General features: G+C 34.1%; 14 protein-coding genes and 1 riboswitch. Of the genes, 9 read left to right on the forward strand and 5 right to left on the reverse strand.

Going from position 1 to position 16,947, the window contains the following annotated elements; genetic code table 11:
- The first annotated feature begins 69 nt into the window (after nt 1–69).
- The 4 genes from BUB48_RS03755 to BUB48_RS03770 all read left to right on the forward strand — a co-directional run bounded on the left by BUB48_RS03755 (nt 70) and on the right by BUB48_RS03770 (nt 4,630).
- A complete protein-coding gene (locus BUB48_RS03755; RefSeq protein WP_073024708.1) occupies nt 70–1,023 on the forward strand; it encodes an ornithine cyclodeaminase family protein in 954 nt (317 codons plus the stop codon).
- Between the two features lie 436 nt (nt 1,024–1,459).
- Complete coding sequence (locus BUB48_RS03760; protein WP_073024710.1) at nt 1,460–2,185, forward strand: pseudouridine synthase; 726 nt, start codon at nt 1,460–1,462, stop codon at nt 2,183–2,185.
- Nucleotides 2,186–2,257: 72 nt separating this feature from the next.
- Nucleotides 2,258–3,283: an ArsR/SmtB family transcription factor gene (locus tag BUB48_RS03765; RefSeq protein WP_073024712.1), complete on the forward strand. Its 1,026-nt coding sequence runs from the start codon at nt 2,258–2,260 to the stop codon at nt 3,281–3,283.
- A gap of 165 nt (nt 3,284–3,448) precedes the next feature.
- On the forward strand, nt 3,449–4,630 hold the full coding sequence (locus BUB48_RS03770) for an O-antigen ligase family protein (RefSeq protein ID WP_073024714.1): 1,182 nt from the start codon (nt 3,449–3,451) through the stop codon (nt 4,628–4,630).
- On the opposite strand, the gene spoVB is transcribed toward BUB48_RS03770, so the two are convergent.
- Nucleotides 4,588–6,138: a stage V sporulation protein B gene (spoVB, locus tag BUB48_RS03775; RefSeq protein WP_073024722.1), complete on the reverse strand. Its 1,551-nt coding sequence runs from the start codon at nt 6,136–6,138 to the stop codon at nt 4,588–4,590. The two genes, BUB48_RS03770 and spoVB, sit on opposite strands and share 43 nt — an antisense overlap.
- A 124-nt stretch (nt 6,139–6,262) precedes the next feature.
- Nucleotides 6,263–8,317 (reverse strand): S-layer homology domain-containing protein, encoded by a 2,055-nt coding sequence (locus tag BUB48_RS03780; RefSeq protein ID WP_073024724.1) that lies wholly within the window; start codon nt 8,315–8,317, stop codon nt 6,263–6,265.
- A 135-nt stretch (nt 8,318–8,452) separates the two neighbouring features.
- Here BUB48_RS03780 and sigI point away from each other — a divergent pair, with 135 nt between their 5' ends.
- Together sigI and BUB48_RS03790 are read left to right on the forward strand one after the other, a co-directional pair.
- Entirely contained in the window at nt 8,453–9,196 is a 744-nt protein-coding gene (sigI, locus tag BUB48_RS03785) for an RNA polymerase sigma-I factor (protein WP_073024726.1), read from the forward strand.
- On the forward strand, nt 9,189–10,265 hold the full coding sequence (locus BUB48_RS03790; RefSeq protein WP_073024729.1) for an anti-sigma factor domain-containing protein: 1,077 nt from the start codon (nt 9,189–9,191) through the stop codon (nt 10,263–10,265). The genes sigI and BUB48_RS03790 overlap by 8 nt, the downstream gene beginning before the upstream one ends.
- Nucleotides 10,266–10,377: 112 nt before the next feature.
- On the opposite strand, the gene BUB48_RS03795 is transcribed toward BUB48_RS03790, so the two are convergent.
- Nucleotides 10,378–11,421, reverse strand: a complete 1,044-nt coding sequence (locus BUB48_RS03795; RefSeq protein WP_073024731.1) for a M42 family metallopeptidase — start codon at nt 11,419–11,421, stop codon at nt 10,378–10,380.
- 130 nt (nt 11,422–11,551) lie between these two features.
- Between BUB48_RS03795 and BUB48_RS03800 the strand changes: the two genes are divergently transcribed.
- Nucleotides 11,552–11,974 carry a thioesterase family protein gene (locus BUB48_RS03800; protein WP_073024733.1) on the forward strand — a complete coding sequence of 141 codons (423 nt, stop codon included), beginning with the start codon at nt 11,552–11,554 and terminating at the stop codon, nt 11,972–11,974.
- 8 nt (nt 11,975–11,982) lie between these two features.
- Here BUB48_RS03800 and BUB48_RS03805 read toward each other — a convergent pair whose 3' ends face one another.
- Nucleotides 11,983–12,699 (reverse strand): LexA family transcriptional regulator, encoded by a 717-nt coding sequence (locus BUB48_RS03805; RefSeq protein WP_073024735.1) that lies wholly within the window; start codon nt 12,697–12,699, stop codon nt 11,983–11,985.
- Nucleotides 12,700–12,896: 197 nt separating this feature from the next.
- Nucleotides 12,897–13,032, forward strand: a riboswitch (cyclic di-AMP (ydaO/yuaA leader).
- A 128-nt stretch (nt 13,033–13,160) separates the two neighbouring features.
- Between BUB48_RS03805 and BUB48_RS03810 the strand changes: the two genes are divergently transcribed.
- The gene (locus tag BUB48_RS03810; protein WP_073024737.1) at nt 13,161–13,784 is read left to right on the forward strand and encodes a GNAT family N-acetyltransferase; all 624 of its coding nucleotides are present in this window, start codon (nt 13,161–13,163) and stop codon (nt 13,782–13,784) included.
- 50 nt (nt 13,785–13,834) lie between these two features.
- Here the strand turns inward: BUB48_RS03810 and BUB48_RS03815 are convergent, their stop codons facing one another.
- Nucleotides 13,835–14,035: an alpha/beta-type small acid-soluble spore protein gene (locus BUB48_RS03815; protein ID WP_073024739.1), complete on the reverse strand. Its 201-nt coding sequence runs from the start codon at nt 14,033–14,035 to the stop codon at nt 13,835–13,837.
- A gap of 271 nt (nt 14,036–14,306) precedes the next feature.
- On the opposite strand from BUB48_RS03815, the gene clpB reads away from it, so the two are divergent.
- Nucleotides 14,307–16,901, forward strand: coding sequence for an ATP-dependent chaperone ClpB (gene clpB / locus BUB48_RS03820; protein ID WP_073024741.1), 2,595 nt, complete (start codon nt 14,307–14,309; stop codon nt 16,899–16,901).
- Nucleotides 16,902–16,947: the final 46 nt, after the last annotated feature.

Raw genomic sequence — 16,947 nt, forward strand, 5'->3', positions numbered from 1 at the left:
TAGGAAATGTTCAAATCCTTGTACATATTCCTACTAACATTGACAAAAGATTAAGAAAAGGTGATAAAAGTGATATATCTTAATGAGAAAGCTCTGTTTGACTTGGCAGATTACAATGAGTTGATTTCTGTTATAGAAAAATCTATGAGTGTCTATGAAGAAAAGCGATTTGTTATGCCCGATAGAATAAGCGTTTCTAATGGAAATGAAACATATCTGTATATGCCTTGCTTTACAGATGAAGTTAAAGGTACCAAAATACTTACAATATATCCTAATAATGCGCAAATAGACATCCCCACAATCCAAGGGGTAGTGCTTTTAAATGACAACCGCACTGGTAAAATAAGGTGCATAATGGATGGAGCAGCTTTAACAGCATTAAGGACTGGTGCTGTAGGAGCTGCAGGCATAAAGCATACCACCAATGAAAATTGTCAGGCTTTAGGTGTTGTTGGTACTGGAGTTCAAGGCTTCTATCAGTGTGTGTTTGCTGCCAAGGTGCGTGATATTAAGAAAATAAATGTATTCAATAGAAGTGTTGCTAAGGCAGAGGCATTTAAGCAGAGATTAAATCAGGTATTAGGCAATACCGAAATAAATGTATGTGATAATACAGAAAAGCTCATAGAGGCTTCAGAAATAATTATAACTGCAACAACAAGCTTTGAGCCTGTTCTGCCTGATGACGGGAGTTTGCTTGTAGGCAAGCATTTTATAGGCATTGGTTCTTATAAACCTCAGATGAGAGAGTATCCTAAGGCACTGTTTGATGTAGTTGAAAGAGTGTTTGTAGATATTGACTATGCCAAGGAAGAGAGTGGAGATTTATGCAAGCCTCTTGAGGAACACTGGATTTCTGAAGATAAGATAAGCACTCTGGGCTCAATAATAGGAAAAGAAAAACCAGAATATGGAACAACCTTATACAAATCGGTAGGAGGAGCAATATTCGATGTTTATGTAGGAGATTATTTTATGAATAAGGCTGAAAAAAATGGCATAGGTCAGATTCTTTTTTAGTTAGATAATAAATGCCACACATTTTATGCTTTGGAGAAAAACAACAGAAAATATACAAATATAAGCATATAAAAACTGATAGCTCCCTTTATGGTATGCAGAGAAAGCAATAAAACTGTTTACTGTAAGGAGGAGCATATTTTATGGGATGAAAAAGCTAAATTTCAATTGATGATAAGTTAAAACATACCCTAATTTGTTTTTAAAGAAAAGAATCAATAATTCTATTGCTTCTATGATTGGGGTTAATGAATTAGCTTTAAGAAGGTGAATATGCAAGTTGGGTGCCCATGTTTTAAATTTTACAGTGTTTAAAATAATTTGCTTATGTAAAATCAGTAAAACCTCTTTTCTGTTATTATTTAAAATCCATTGGAGGAATTGTTGTGAAGTTGTTGAACATACTAAGTATATTCATATGCTACGGAGGGTTAATATGGGCGAGCTTCAGAGATTAGACAAAGTGCTGGCAAATTTGGGTTACGGCAGTAGAAAAGATGTAAAGAAAATGATAAAAAACGGTGCTGTAGAGATTGAAGATATTGTTGCAGTGGATCCAGAGATAAAAATAGATCCAGAAACACAAACAATTAAGGTAAATGGAAGAAAGATAGAGTATAGAAAATATATTTATTTGATGCTCAATAAGCCACAAGGCGTAATAACTGCCACAGAGGATAGGAGACTCCATACAGTATTGGACTTGATAGATGAAGAGTACCTTAAATTCGAGCCCAGTCCTGTAGGGAGATTAGATAAGGACACAGAAGGATTGCTGCTGCTGACAAATGATGGAATGTTGAATCATAATCTGACATCACCACGAAAGAACATAGATAAGGAATATTATGCTGAAATAAGCGGCAGAGTTGGTGTAAAAGATATAGAAGACTTCAATAGAGGAGTTTTATTGGACGATGGATACAAAACAATGCCTGCAGATCTAAAAATATTAGAGGAATCAGAAGTATCAAAAGTAATTATTACGATAAAAGAAGGAAAATATCATCAGGTGAAAAGAATGTTTGAAGCTGTTGGGAAAAAGGTCATATATCTTAAAAGATTGAGCATGGGTAATCTAAAATTAGATGAAAATCTAAGACCTGGTGAATATAGAGAACTTACAGAGCAGGAAATTGAAGGTTTAAAATCTCTGATATAATCAACTATTGTATAGAAAGTTTTTTGATGATATTATTATATTAGACAAGTGTCGAATTAAGGGGGTGTTGTTGTGCCGCTTGAAGTATATGGTGATTTAGAGTCTCCAGTAGTAAAGGTCTTTTATTCATCTGTTATTGAGTTGATATGTGCTGTTCATTTGCTTACTGATCCTGCACATCATCAATATGAAATCAAGTGGGCGGAAGAAATGCTTTCTGTTCTAAGTGAGGACGAGCTTGATGCATTGCAAAGTATAAAGTACTATCCAGCGGGAGGCATTGAATTTCTTAATTATGTACTTGAGACCAAGGAGCATTTCAGCATAGAAAGATTCATTAATTATATAGAAAGTACCGATGAAACAGACTTCTTCTTTTACCTGCTCAATGAAGGCATTGATAAAGACAAGATTCATAAAGCCTTTATTAGCAAAAATGAAAGATATAAGATTCAAGAAAAGATTAAATGGATTGTTGAAGATAACATATTAATGTATTTTTTTGACAAGCCTTGTGAAATTAAGAGCAAAGCATTAAAAATTCTTAAAGCCATTTATGAGAAAGGGTTTCAAGACAGGTTCCAGAAAAACAAAGACAGACTAGAAGATGGAGTGGATTATGTTAATAGCTTTATTGATAAAGACAATATAGAGATGGCCTTAGAAAAAGTTACTGGAAAGCCTAAAAAGCTTTTTACGGGTTTTAAGGAATATTACATAATACCTTCTTATTTTGTTTCTCCAAGGCTTATTAGAGTTTATTCAGACGAGAAGCTATATATGGTTTTTGACTGCAGGCTTACAAGGGATAAGAAGGAGGCACTTCTGGAAGAGCTTTCTAATATGCTAAAGGTAATTGATGATAAGTCTCGCATGGAGATACTGAGAATATTAGTTAACAGCAAAAGCTATGGTAAAGCGCTGTCTGATATGATTGGCATTTCAACACCTACAGTATCCCACCACCTTGAGGTACTGAAGCAGGCTGGGCTTATTAAAGAAGAAAAAATAAGAAATATAAAATACTTCTATGCGGATAAAGACCAGTTGAAGAGTATTATTGATGATATCAATAAATATTTTTTTAGTGCGGAATAATAGGAATTCAAAGGCTTCCAATGGAAGCCATTATTATTGTGCGGAAAACCTGCTATAGTTTTGCATATAAAAAGAAGCTATGGGAAGTTTTACTGTTATTCATAGCGGGTGCTAATGATAGGAATCAATTTCTTAATACATTATTTACACTAGGAAGGCAATAAAATGGAAAAAATCATTACTTTATGTATAATGGTAACAATGGCATCTGGAGTTTTGATGCCTCCCCTTGGCTTTTTGTCAGTGTTGGGAGTATTGATACTTTTTATCATATGGGATCAGACCAATGGAATACTACGTAACATTGTTCTTAACAAGCAACTAGTTATATTTCTAATATTTATGTTTATATCTGTGTTTTTTTCAAATTTGAAGTATTCAAGTATAGCTTTTTTCATCATATTAATATTAGAAATTCTATATTATTCAATGGTTATATACTATATTAGCAAAAAAGGAGTAAACAGTTTGTTCAATGCTTTGAACTACATTGCCATTATAGCTTCATCATATGGCATATATCAATTTATTTCGGGAAAGCTGCAAGTAAATAAGCATTGGACAGGATATAGTGAATCCTTATCATCAATATGCAGGGTTTATTCTACCTTATACAATCCTAATGTGTTTGCTGCCTATTTAGTCATTTCCATCTGCTTTATTATATGTTGGATTATTACTATGGACAAAAGCCATTTAAAGAATGTGTCATTGATACTTTGCTCAATTTCGTTGATATTTACATATTCTAGAGGAGCCTTTGTTTCTTTGTTGGCTGCATTAATAATCGTATATTTGATTAAGAGAGATAACAGGCTGATTATATATGGTGTCTTGATGATTATGTTCTTTGTAATATTCAATAATGGTACAGCATACGAAAGGATAGATATAGCCAATATAAACAAAGACAGCAGCAGTCTATATCGGTTGGAAATATGGAGAACCAGCTTCCGTATATTTATGGACAATCCCATATTTGGTAATGGAATAGGCACATTATGGTATTCCATAAGCAATATGTCAAGCAGGTTATGGGGTGTTATATATCATGCCCACAACTTATTATTGCATTTTGCTGCGGAAACAGGGGTTCTAGGTTTAATATCCTTTTTGTGGATTTTTGAGAATCTCACTACAACATCCTATAAAGCTGTTAAGAACACTGAAGACAGTATTGTAAAATTTGTTGCTCTAAGCACTATAGGAAGTTGTACTGCAATAATGGTTCACGGTTTGATCGATGCCACCGTGGTGTTACCTACTTTATCCCTTATATTGATGAATTACTATGGACTTTCCTGTTATGCTTTAGGGATTCTAAAGCTTAATACATTGAATACCTGATGAAGTTTTATGGTTCCCGATGTAAGAAGCAATACAAAGTATACTATGAGGCCTATTACATAGGAAAGTATCATGTTATATTTAAAGGTTGTGTTTGAAACAATATAATGGTTTGAAAGCCAAATTATAATCAACATAGGTATGGAACAAGCCAGAGGTTTTATGATGCATCGCAACATGTTGAATTTTATAGTTGTGTTCTTTTTAAGTATTCTCAGGCATCTTAATACCACAAAAAGTGAACTTAGGGCAAATCCTAGTACATAGCCATATACATTTAATTTAGGTATAGGCATAAGTACAACAATGCTTATTACCATAATAACTATATTCATTATAGTAGATTCCAGCACATATTTTTGAAGTCCGATACCGTTCATGATAGCCATTAGGATGAACAACCAGTACTCCAAAACACATGATATGGAACACCAAAAAAGTAGTTTATCTGCTTCAGGACAATTGAACAATACATCACACAGTTCTTTGGGATGCATCATGAATGCAATGGTTGCTGCAAAACCAACTACAGAGGCTATTGTCAGTGAATCATTGCATTTTTTATTTAAAGCAACCCAGTTTTTAGATGTATATGAGAAGGCTGCAGAAGGAATAAGTGTAGTGGATAAAGAACCTACTATAATCATTGGAAAATATATTAATGGAAGTATCATTCCTGTCAGTTGTCCATAAAGGGATAGAGAATGTTGCTTAGAAAAGCCGGCTTTTACCAACTGGGCTGGAATCAGTGCCGCATCAAGCATATCCATGATGGTGTTTATTGCCCCGCTAAGGGATAGGGGGATTACTATCATAAGTATATTGCTTACAATATGTAAGGTAGAGTCTGTCCTGGTTTTGCTTGTCAATGAATATTTATTTTTCCTATATAATATAAAAAGCAAAAGCAGACTTATTATTTCACCTGCAACCATTGCTGTCATGGCTCCTGCGCATACATATTCTATTCCAAAATCAATGAGATAGTTAGTTGTAAAAATTAATACAATAAGTCTAATAAATTTCTCAATGATATCCAAATAAGCCGGTATTTTAATTTTTTCAATGCCATAGAAGTAGCCCTTGAGCACGGCGCCTAAAGCAATGAAAACTATGGCTGGGGAAAAAATTATTACAGAAATAAAGGTACGGTCGTCTTTCAATATTTCTCTGGCAAAAAAATCTGCGTTGAAGGAAATGATGCAGCTGAAGGCAATACTCCATAGTGCTGACATCAGTAAAGATACTTTTATAATTTTATATATGTTTCTATAATTGGCTTTAGCTTTATTCTCTGCTACCAGTTTAGATATGGAAGTGGACAAACCTCCTGATACCAAACTAATAAAAAGCATATAAAGAGGTATTATAAGCTGATAGACGCCCATGCCTTCAGCCCCAATTGATTTCGATAGGAATATCCTATATACAAATGATAATATTCCAGTTAGAAGATTTGCAATTGTAAGTATCAATGCCCCCTGAAGATAAGTCATGTTACTTGACATAAAGACATCCAACCCCCTTTCACTATATAATAATATTTACTGCTACATCGAAATATTAATAATATGCAAAAGAAAACAGCCCTGGCGGGGGCTAAAGGGCTGTATCACTGTATAGAGTATTAATTTATTTTATTTCTATCACTTCAATGACTTTTCCATTTATTAGATTTACTTTTATTAAACTGTTAATGGCCAAGTTTGAAGGATCTGCATCTTCATCAAGCATATGGAAGGATGTGTCTTCTGTGATATCGAATTTTACTCTTGAGTTGTCTATCAATAAAGTAATGCATTTTACTTTATTCTGAGATATATCAATATCTTTGATTTTACCTTGGTAACTTTCTTCATAGTTAACGGCCTCTATTTTTATAACTTTATTGTTTAAAAGCTCCAACTCAGTTTTCATACCGAATTGCAAGTCTGAAAGCCTTGATTCTATGCCATCAACAAGTATTTTTACATCATCGGCTAAAGAGTAGGTAGTCAGTTTATTATCATGCTTAAGTCTTATTTGATTTTTGGATTCATCTACGAACTGAATAGTACCTTCTGCTTTTTTTGCATCATAATCTGCTGATATTTTTTCTACATAGTCATATATTATAGTTAGACTTACTTTCATACCTTCTTTTAAATCTTCTAACTCTTTTTCCTTATTGTTAATATATACTTGCACATTTTCTGACAATTCATATTTTGAGAAAGCAGATCCTGATTTTGCTTTGATGTAAATGCAATCATCATCAATTTTGGAAAAATATCCTGTCGCAGTAGTTGTTTCATCTATATTCTCGATAGGTTTCCTTGCTATGATGTTGCCTTTTTCATCAGCAAAATACACTCTGCTTAATTTATCAAACTTATTCAACTTGACCACATCATAGGGGTATGTTAAAGCTTGAGTTGAAATTGTATTTTTATCTGGTGCTGTTTCGACAACAGTAGCTTCAATTATGTAGTTTGAGTTAACTTTGTATCTTTCTACATTTTCAATTTCAATGGAATAGCCTCCTGTATTCTTTTTGCCCATATAAGCTACAAGATAAATTTCATCATCATACTCATAAGCTTCATATCCTTTAGAAACTCTTTTTACATCGATTTTATTCTTTATGGCATCGGGCAACTTGTTGTAATTTACACTGGAGAATTTTACATCTTCACGATTATCATATTTTGATTGATTTTTATCTTCTACCTCACCTATCACTTCGATAAATATAACTTGCTTTGAATTGTTAAGAACAATTTCCAGCACATCACCTTTTTCCAGTGAATCAATATTTGTATATTCCTTGTCTTTATAAACTATAACATCATTTATGGTCTTATATGATACTGTCTTACCATTCTGCTTGACAGTAAGTTTGTCATCAATATAGGATTGGAATATCACTTTAGCTTCATTTTCATTCTCATAAATGTCACCATTAAGGTAATCTTCTGCTCTGTCAATGCAAACAGCTATTTCTGCTCTGGTCAATGGTTCATTTGGCTTGAATTGCTTATTTTCGTTTCCAGTCATAATTCCCAGTTCATTGATTACATGAACATAACCTCTTGAGTCTTTTGGAATAGCATTGGCATCTTTGAAGTCGAGCTTGCTGTTCATATGTTTTTCAGCTTCTTTAGTTAAGCCCATGGCTCTCACAAGATACTTTGCCAATTCATGCCTCTTAATGGGTTGGTTTGGGTTAAAGTCTTTGATTTCTTCAGGGAGCAAAATTCCCTCTTCAACAGCTACATAGAGATAACCCCAACCCCATTTGATGCCCCACTGCTTCTGATACTTGGCTAGGGATGAATGAATTTTATCATTCTTCTCAGCATCCTCCTTATAATCTGTAAGTTTCAGTATAAGAGTCAATGCTTCCAGGTTTGTCACTTTATTTTGAGGTCTAAAGCTTCTATCTCCATAACCGCTTATTATTCCTTTGGCACCAAGTTTTTCAATGGACTTCAATGCCCATGAAAATATATCTTTATACTGCTCTGAATCAGAAAACATAAATTTAATCTGACCTGGAGCTATTTTTATTGTCATATTATTAGCGATTTGATTTTTTTCCTTCCCTTTAGCCTTGCCATTATCAGCATGAGCCAACACAAGTGGGGTAAAAGAAGAAAGGGCTATTGCAGTTGATAAGCATATTGCTGTCATCTTTATTTTCTTCATTGTCAATCTCCTCCTAATCAGTTTTATTTATCTATTTGCTATATAATACGGGAGACAGTATAATTTTAGGTAACATAAAGTTTGAGCCCCAAAAAATGTAGTTTTTCGTATCTATATAATAGAAGTTAGGTGATAATGTTGCTCAAAAATCCATTTAAGAAACAAAAGGATATTAATGAAAGAATTGGCATCATCAAAAACGGCGATAACTCCGAAAGAAACATGCTAATTGAGGATTACAAACCTTTCATTATAAATATAGTAAGCAAAGAAACAGGAAGATTTGTATCTGATGGGGATTGCGACGAATTAAGCATAGGGTTGATGGCTTTTAACGAAGCCATAGATAGATTTGATATACATAGATCCAAATCTTTTTTTAGTTTTGCAGAGAGGGTAATAAAGAATAGATTGATAGATTTTTACAGAAAAGAAAAAAAGAATTTGGAAACAATACCTATTTCCTATCTAAATGAAGCATATGATAATGAAAATATAGAAGAGAAGTATTTTGCCGATAGCAGTCAAATGGAAGCTCAAGATGTTTCGGAGGAGATGGAAGATTTCAAAAGGAAACTGTCGGCCTTTGGAATATCACTGGAGGAACTGGTAGAGAGCAGTCCAAAGCATTTAGATACCAGAAAAAATGCTGTAAAAATTGCTTCTTGTATAGTGAAAAATGATATTCTTATGAAAAAAATAATAGATAGTAAAAAAATGCCTGTAAGTGAAATAGAGAAGCATTTAAATGTCAGCAGAAAAGTGATACATAAAAACAAAAAATATATTCTTGCTGTATGTCTTATATTAACGAGCAAAAATGAAATTATAAAAAGTTATGTTGATAACTTGCTTAAGGAAGTGGAATGCAATGAATAAGGGTGTAGTGTTAAAAGTCAAAAAGGGTAAAGCCATAATAATGGCAGAGGACTGTTCATTTATAGAAATAAAAAGTTTTAATGGCATGTATGAAGGTATGGAGGTTTGCTTCAAAGAGGGAGATATACTTAAGAAAAAAGTTGCCTTAAGAAGCAATAGATACATTGCTGCAGCCAGTTTCATGCTGCTTATTTTTTCCAGCTACCTTCTGTTAAGTTTCTATCAAGAAAACATAGCTGCTTATGCATATGTAGGCATTGATATAAATCCAAGCATAGAGATTGCTTTGAATAAAAAGGGTAAAATTATTAATGCCAGAGGACTAGATGAAGAAGGTAAAGAAATATTGAAGAATGTAGACGTACAAAAGATGGACAGCGTTGACGGAGTGAAAGCCATAATTACAAAGACCATAGAGATGAATTATTTAGAAGAAGGAAATACAAACGAAATAACAGTTTATGCTATTATGGATCAAAAGGGCAGCGATAACGGAAATCAACTGGTTGAAAAGGTTGAGAAGGCAATAAAGGAAGAAGTGGTATCTCACAGTATTGAGGGTAATATAATAACATTTGTATCCGACAAGAAAGTGAAAAAAGAAGCAGACAAGAAGGGAATGTCAGTTGCCAAGTATATTTCTGAAAATGAAAAAGAGGTTGTATCTATATCAACAGAAGATGAAGATAGTAAAAAGAATGATGTGAAAAAACATAATAAAGAAAATAAAGATAATAAAAAGAAAAATGCATTCAAGTCTAGTGATAGAGATAAACATGATAATAATAATCAACTAAAGAATAAAGATAAGTATAAAAATGATAAAGACAAGGAAAAAGAAATTTTAAAAGATGATGATAAGAAAAAGAGTAATAAAAATGATATAAAGAAAAATGACAATACAACGAAGAAATATGAAAAGGACAACAAAGGTAATAATGGGGAGAAAATAACCGTAAAAGATGATAGAATGGACAAGCAAAAAGAGCAACAGAAAAAAGGAAACATCAAGGGAAAGAATAACAGCAAAAATAAGAATGCCAATAAAATCAAAAGAAAATATAAATAGTAATATGCCTTCCAACTTGAATGGAGGGCTTTTATGTGTAAACCCTCCGCAGCATAGGCATGCGGAGGATCAATGATTTTTTATTAAAATCTATCGGGTTAAATAGAAGATTTTAGTAATTTAAAGGTTTTGATAGTATATATTTTAATGCAAGCTCAGCGGTATTAGCAATTGAATCTTTATGGGTTCGCTCATAAGAATGAGAAGCATAGATTCCAGGTCCAATGAGACCGAACTTTATATCGAAACCTGATCTTATAGCAGCACCGGCATCTGATCCGTAATGGGGATAAATATCTACTTTATAATCTATATTATTGTTTCTTGCCAGTTCTACCAGGTGATTTCTCAGGCTAAAATCATATGGTCCCCCACTATCTTTTGCACATATGGATACAGAATATTCACTGGAGTTTTGTCCGGTTCCCGGGGCACCCATATCAAGGCATAACAGCTCTTTTATGCTTGGTATTAATCCCACACTTGCCCCGTGACCCACTTCTTCATAATTGGTTATCAGTATTTGCACAGAATCCTCAAGAGTAATCTTATTGTCCATAATATGCTTGCATAAACCAAGGAGAATAGCGACACAAGCTTTATCATCCAAATGCCTGGATTTTATAAAACCGCTGTTGGTGTATTGAAATCTTGGATCAAAGGTTATAAAATCTCCAACCTCGATACCTAGATTTTGCACATCATCTGCAGAAGATACTTTTTCATCGATAACAATCTCCATGTTTTCCAAATTTCTTTCCAAGGTCTTACAATCTTCATGAATATGTACCGATGGTTTAATGGAGTAAACTGTGCCTGTATATATGGAATTATTTGCTGTATGAATAAAACAGTTTTCACATTCAATGGAACTCATTGTATAGCCACCAATAGGTGTAAACGCTATCCTGCCATTATCTTTTATCTTTTTTACCATTGCTCCTAATGTATCAATATGGGCAGCTAATGCTTTGTTTGGCGTAGGGTTTTTGCCTGGTATCAATGCAGATAAGGAGCCTTTATTGGTAAAACTTGTATTAATTCCAAAGGACTCAAGTTCCTCTTTGACAATGTTCATAGCAGCATTTGTCCATCCGGAAGGACTTGGGGTTTCACATATTTTTTTCATTATTGATATTACATAATTTATATTCATTCCTTTCACCTCCACAATAATGACAGAATTATTATATCATAATTAAACATATATTAATACCAAATAAAGGTACAGAATTTTTTTACAAATAAAACTAATTATGTTATAATAAATAAAAGGAGGGTTTTGTATGAAGTTCTGCAATATCAATGCTGGTATGTCCAAAACCATGCAAAAAGAAATAACAGAAGAAGATACTGCTCTATACTATGGCAGTGGTTCTATACAGGATTTATTGGCTACACCGGTGCTGTCAGCCCTAATGATCGAAGCTGCTGTATCTGTGGTGGATCCTCTTTTGCCCGATGGATATATGACCATAGGCAAATATTTGAGCATTGAGCATTTAGAACCAACGGTAAAAGGTATGACGGTCACAGTAAATGCATCCATAATTGAGATAGAAAACAACAAGATAACTTTTGCAATCAAAGCTTATGACGAGCTAGGGCAAATAGGAAGCGGCATTCATGAAAGATATATAGTAAACTACAGCCTGCTAAAGCAGAAAGTAAGCCAGAGGACTGAAAGACTAACACCTCAACCTAAATAAAGACACATTTATTTAATCTTGAATTCTATTCTCACAGCCTTACCTATGATATTAATGTCAGTGGAGTTTAGTATTAAAGGTTCACATTCGTAATTGTCACCATATGCGATAATATTCTCATCATCAAGATAAGCTATTCGCCTTAAATATGTTTTGTTTTTGTATGTAAATAAGACAATATCTCCATTTCGAATGCTATCGGTTATAAATATAAGAGCCAGGTCTCCTTTTAGCATTCTCGAATTTGACATAGAGTCATCCTGAACAATGTAATAAACAAATTCTTCCCCAGAGACATTAAAGCCTTTATTTTGAAAAACAGGCTCGTATTTATAATCAACTATATCATTTTTGCTGGGAAAGTTATGGATGGAAGTAATCTTATCGATAACGGGGATCTTTCTTACAGCTTTAGATAAAGCTGAAGATATTGTGTTATCAGCTTCTTCGTGTTTATGTTCCACAATCTTTTCTTTAGAAGGTTTTGATGGTTTCTTGTCACCATCTTCTTCAAAGTACTGAGAAAAATAAGATGGTTCAAGCAAATCTATGGCTATACCCAGAGCCTTTGAAATGTTCTCAATAACCTTATGATTAGGAACCTTTTTCCCCGATTCAATATCTGCCAAATACTGTTCAGTGACTCCTGATTTTTTGGCAAGCTCTTTCATACTCAAGTTCTTCTTGGTTCTTGCGTTTTTTATGTTAATGCCGATAATACTCATTTTTAAACCTCCATTAATTATAAATTAAAAAAAGTATGTAAGGCATAAAAAAATTAACTTGCGTCTACACAATGTTTATATTATCATAATATCAACCCACATAAAAGTGTGGAAAGAAATGTAAAGTTTTTGTAACAACTTAAATTATTATTCATTTTTTAAGATAATTATAGTATAATAACTTAAATAAATAAATACACACACTTTCGCTGAATTCCTTTAAGGAAGCGGGGGAACCAATTATTTGGGGTGAATCCTATTTTATAATAGGTAGGGCCATTCTCTTTCGGCCCGAATCCGTCAGCTAACCTCGTAAGCGTGGGAAGAGGAGGTTTGGGTGTATAAGGTTATACGCTTTGATTAGTGTATGCAAAACCTTAGCCGTGGATTCCTCCACGGCTATTTTTATAACTCCTACCTCCCCTGACAATGGCAATTTTACTAAAAAAGGAGGTATTTTGATGGTAGTTGTTAATAAGACCAGTGTGGAGTTAAATCATTTTATATTGAAAAAGCTGTTGAGAGTGAGAAAGGCAAATCCAAGTGATCTTAATGAAATTTATGCCATAGCATGTTCAGTAGGAACATCAGAAAAGATATCAGAGCAAGGGTTTCTAGTGGATGATTACAAGTCAAATCCGAAGTATTATAAGAAGAAGCTACTTAAGGCTATCACAAATCTGGAGCACTTTTATGTAGCTGAATATGATAAAATATATGGATTTATGATGACATATACAAAAGAACAGTGGCTGGCAGAAAATCCAGATTGGATTGAAGATGTATATTGGAGACCTGATTTTGATAGAAGCAAGTTGGACAATTTCGTTGTTGTAGACAAAACTGCAATTAAGGCAGACTTAACAGGGCAGGGAATAGGCAGCTTGATATATACAAGATTATTGGCAGATCTAAAAGATGAAGGTATTAAAAATATTTTCGCAGAAACAATCATAAGCCCTCAGCCTAATTTTGCTTCTCTCCAATTCAGGAAAAAGCAGAAATATACTCTTGCGGGAATGAGATACGAAAATTATAATGGTAATTTGTATACAGATCTTATTTATCACAAGATAGTTGAATAGAGTATAAAAAAGCACCCCCGAAGGGGTGCTTTTTTATATAATATATTCAATTATCTTCCAGACATGCTTCTTTCAGCCTGTTCTATCATTTTCTTAACCATGTTTCCGCCTATTCTTCCAGCGTCTCTTGCGGATAAATCTCCATTATATCCTTCTTTAAGATTTACACCTACTTCAGATGCTATTTCATATTTCATTCTGTCAAGAGCGGCTGTAGCTTGAGGTACTACTTTACGGTTTGATCTTGCCATTAATATCACCTCCTGCTATTATATTTTACTTTTTTGTATAAAATATTAGTGTTATATTTTGCTTGCAAATCAAATCTTTTCATTGTTAATTATGGGTAATGGAAGAAATAAATACTTTTTTGAAGGAAGGGGTAGATATTTTATGAAAATGATCTGATTAATAGAAATTTATCATATTTTAGTGGTGAATCAGTATTTATGAATAATTACGAATGTGTTATAAATAATATATAAAAGTCAAAGAAAGTCAAAGTCAAAGGAGTTAAGATTTATGGATATAAATAAGCTAACACAAAAAGCTCAGGAAGCCGTTCTGGAATCTCAAAACCTAGCTATAAAACTTAATCATCAATCCATTGATGTAGAACACTTACACCTAGCTTTAATTTCCCAAAAGGACAGCCTTATCTCAAAAATATTGACTAAGATGAATGTTCCAATTGATTTTTATTATAAGGATTTAAATGATGAGTTATTCAGGATGCCCAAAATTTATGGTGCCAATGCAAGTGTTACAGTGACAAGGAGATTTGAGGAAGTTTTTATAAAAGCAGAAGAAATTGCTCAAAAATTTAAAGATGAATTTATCAGTACAGAGCATATTTACATGGCTATAATCGAGGAAAGGAACACTCCTTCAGCAAATATAATTAAAAAATACGGAGTGACAAAAGATAAGTTTCTTAAAGAGCTTTCTGCCATCAGGGGCAATCAAAGAATAACAAGTGCTAATCCTGAGGAAACATATGAGGCGCTGAAGAGATTCGGCAGAGATTTGGTGGATGAAGCCAGAAAGGGAAAGTTGGATCCTGTCATAGGAAGGGATACGGAGATACGAAGAATTATAAGGATATTATCAAGAAGGACAAAAAATAACCCCATATTGATTGGAGAGCCTGGGGTTGGTAAGACAGCAGTAGTAGAAGGGTTAGCCCAGAGAATCATGAAAGGAGATGTGCCTGAGAGTCTTAAAGGGAAAACCATATTTTCCCTTGATATGGGAGCACTTATTGCAGGAGCCAAATACAGAGGAGAGTTTGAAGAGAGGTTAAAGGCTGTACTAAAGGAGATAGAAAGCTCAAACGGAAGTATTATACTTTTCATTGATGAGATACACAACATAGTAGGAGCTGGAAAGACAGAAGGAGCCATGGATGCAGGAAACCTTTTGAAACCTATGCTGGCAAGAGGAGAGTTGCACTGTATTGGTGCAACTACTATGGATGAGTACAGGAAGTATATAGAGAAGGATGCTGCACTGGAGCGCAGATTCCAGCCTGTGATAATCGAACCTCCAACCGTTGAAGATACAATTTCTATTCTCAGAGGTTTGAAGGAGAAGTTCGAAATACATCATGGTGTAAGAATACAGGATAATGCATTGATATCTGCTGCAGTGTTGTCAAATAGATATATAAGTGACAGATTTCTCCCAGATAAGGCTATTGATCTGGTGGATGAAGCAGCAGCAATGCTGAGAACGGAAATAGACAGCATGCCTGCGGAGCTTGATGAGATAATGAGAAGAATAATGCAGTTGGAAATAGAGAAAGAAGCATTGAAGAAGGAAGACGACAAACATTCTATGGAAAGGCTGGAGGCGTTGAATAAGGAACTGTCGGATTTAAAAGCTCAAGGCGATTCTATGAAAGCTCAATGGGAGTTAGAAAAAGGAAATATTAAAAACATAAGAGATATAAAAAAGGAAATAGAGAATGTAAAAAGCCAAATAGAGAAAGCAGAACGGGAATATGACTTGAACAAGGTTGCAGAATTGAAATATGGCAAGTTAACTGAATTAGAGAAAAAATTAAATGAAGAAAAGAATAAGCTTGAGAGTTTGCAGAAAGGAGAGCAACTTCTTAAGGAAGAAGTAACTGATGAGGAAATTTCAGAAATAGTTTCTAAATGGACTGGAATACCTGTAACCAGGCTCATGGAAAATGAGAGAGACAAGTTATTGAGGCTGGATGAAATATTGCATGAGAGGGTTGTGGGTCAGGATGAAGCAGTGACAGCAGTGGCAGATGCTGTGATAAGGGCAAGGAGTGGTCTTAAAGATCCAAGAAAACCTATAGGCTCTTTCATATTCCTGGGACCTACAGGGGTTGGAAAAACAGAGTTGGCAAGGACTCTTGCTCAGGGCTTATTCGATTCGGAAGATAATATGGTCCGCATAGATATGTCAGAATATATGGAGAAATTCTCTGTGTCAAGATTAATTGGTGCACCTCCCGGATATGTTGGTTATGAAGAGGGAGGACAGCTGACGGAAGCAGTAAGGAGAAAGCCTTATACGGTGATACTCTTTGATGAAATTGAAAAAGCACATCATGATGTCTTCAACATCCTGCTTCAGATTTTGGATGATGGAAGATTGACGGACAGCCAAGGGCATGTGGTGGATTTTAAAAACACTGTCATAATAATGACTTCCAATATTGGAAGCGAATATCTGCTGGAAAGCTTAAACAATGAATCCGTCATAGATGACAAGGTGCAATCAGCTGTCATGGCTGAAATGAAAAAGCATTTCAGACCTGAGTTTTTAAACAGAGTTGATGATATAGTATTTTTCAAGCCTTTAAAGAAAGAAGAGATATTTAAGATTATAGAGCTACAGTTTAATCTCGTTGCAGGAAGGCTGAAAGATAGAGACATTCAAATTGAGTTAGGGGAAGATGCCAAAGAATATATTTTGGAAAACTCCTATGATCCTGTTTATGGGGCGAGACCTATCAAGAGATACTTGCAGAAAACTATAGAAACATTTATTGGGAGGGCTTTGATTGCAGGAGACATAGCAGAAGGCGATAGGATTGTCGTAGTTAGACATGAAGATGGACTAAGTTTCAATAAAATATGATCATAAATATCTATGGGATTTTAGCCCATAGATATTTTCTCTTATA

The organism is Lutispora thermophila DSM 19022 (assembly GCF_900142105.1).
Taxonomy (GTDB): Bacteria; Bacillota; Clostridia; order Lutisporales; family Lutisporaceae; genus Lutispora; species Lutispora thermophila.

Excerpts from the sequence above, each read along its gene's own strand:
- BUB48_RS03790 (WP_073024729.1), top strand. The coding sequence starts at position 9,189 with ATGAATAAGGGTGTAGTGTTAAAAGTCAAAAAGGGTAAAGCCATAATA.
- BUB48_RS03795 (WP_073024731.1), bottom strand. The coding sequence starts at position 11,421 with ATGAATATAAATTATGTAATATCAATAATGAAAAAAATATGTGAAACC.
- BUB48_RS03805 (WP_073024735.1), bottom strand. The coding sequence starts at position 12,699 with ATGAGTATTATCGGCATTAACATAAAAAACGCAAGAACCAAGAAGAAC.
- spoVB (WP_073024722.1), bottom strand. The coding sequence starts at position 6,138 with ATGTCAAGTAACATGACTTATCTTCAGGGGGCATTGATACTTACAATT.
- BUB48_RS03810 (WP_073024737.1), top strand. The coding sequence starts at position 13,161 with ATGGTAGTTGTTAATAAGACCAGTGTGGAGTTAAATCATTTTATATTG.
- clpB (WP_073024741.1), top strand. The coding sequence starts at position 14,307 with ATGGATATAAATAAGCTAACACAAAAAGCTCAGGAAGCCGTTCTGGAA.
- sigI (WP_073024726.1), top strand. The coding sequence starts at position 8,453 with ATGTTGCTCAAAAATCCATTTAAGAAACAAAAGGATATTAATGAAAGA.
- BUB48_RS03815 (WP_073024739.1), bottom strand. The coding sequence starts at position 14,035 with ATGGCAAGATCAAACCGTAAAGTAGTACCTCAAGCTACAGCCGCTCTT.
- BUB48_RS03770 (WP_073024714.1), top strand. The coding sequence starts at position 3,449 with ATGGAAAAAATCATTACTTTATGTATAATGGTAACAATGGCATCTGGA.
- BUB48_RS03780 (WP_073024724.1), bottom strand. The coding sequence starts at position 8,317 with ATGAAGAAAATAAAGATGACAGCAATATGCTTATCAACTGCAATAGCC.
- BUB48_RS03760 (WP_073024710.1), top strand. The coding sequence starts at position 1,460 with ATGGGCGAGCTTCAGAGATTAGACAAAGTGCTGGCAAATTTGGGTTAC.
- BUB48_RS03800 (WP_073024733.1), top strand. The coding sequence starts at position 11,552 with ATGAAGTTCTGCAATATCAATGCTGGTATGTCCAAAACCATGCAAAAA.